The sequence below is a fragment of the Bartonella sp. MU37NMGALS genome (assembly GCF_042194015.1).
GTDB lineage: Bacteria > Pseudomonadota > Alphaproteobacteria > Rhizobiales > Rhizobiaceae > Bartonella > Bartonella grahamii.
This window is the reverse complement of record NZ_JBHIML010000111.1, coordinates 1-902: the sequence shown is the minus strand read 5'-3', so window position 1 is coordinate 902 and position 902 is coordinate 1. Positions and strand designations below refer to the sequence as shown.

2 protein-coding genes are annotated in these 902 nt (G+C 36.3%); one reads left to right on the top strand and one right to left on the bottom strand.

Going from position 1 to position 902, the window contains the following annotated elements; translation table 11 throughout:
- Positions 1–539 (top strand): hypothetical protein (locus ACFIJP_RS09380; protein ID WP_375627150.1); only part of this gene is annotated, 539 nt, incomplete at its 5' end.
- A gap of 9 nt (positions 540–548) precedes the next feature.
- On the opposite strand, the gene ACFIJP_RS09375 is transcribed toward ACFIJP_RS09380, so the two are convergent.
- On the bottom strand, positions 549–902 hold a 354-nt coding region (locus ACFIJP_RS09375; protein ID WP_375627148.1), incomplete at its 5' end, for a hypothetical protein.

The window sequence follows — 902 nt, the reverse complement described above, 5'->3', positions numbered from 1 at the left end:
CGTCATTTGGATTTATAGACAAATTGACGCGTATGTTTACAAGTGTAGATACTATAGAGAAGTATAATCAACTTTACAATAAATACGTAAGTGAATCATATATTGGCTCTATGCATTCTGAAAAGGTACGCAAAGCAGAAGAACTTTCACTCAGAAATGGCGGAGAATATTCATTTTTTAACAAGGAAGATATATTGTATCGTCACATATCAGTTGTTGGTTGTGCATCCATTGTGAGTTTATTGCGGGGTGATTATAATAAGGAGATGTCGCAAATGGATCTACCCAATGTAATAAAGCGTTTACGCGATGAATATGATTGGAGTGAAAGCGATTTTATGTGGGCATACGACGTGGTCAATGATAACGAGGATCCAATGATTTATTATGCAAAAAAATTTCTTAAGCGTTACGATTTCAGAAAAGAACAAGTAGATAACATAGTATCTCACGTGAAAACAAATGATCATAAATGGTTAAAGGAACTCAGTGAACATTGCGGAAACTTACGAAGGATATACTATATAATGAAACCGTAATAGAGCTTGTCATTTACGATCAAAATGTTTCTGAAGCACATTAAGAGCAACACGTAATGAATTCACAAGATGTGGTAATATCTGATCTTCTATAACGAGGTACTGTAGTGCTGCATAAAGATTATACTGTCTATAGAGGCATTGTGCTTCTTTAAGTGCCTCTTGCATGTTGATAAACTGCTCTGTTGCAAATGCTACCCATTTATCTCTTGCTTTATCATCAGATGATGACGGCATTTCGTCATAAATTGCATTAGGCAAGCCTTTTGCGCAAAGGTAATTATTCCTTATCTGTAGATATTGTTGCGCGGCGTCGTATTGCTCTTGAGTAAGCACGCCTTGCAAGCAAAGCCGCCCTATATA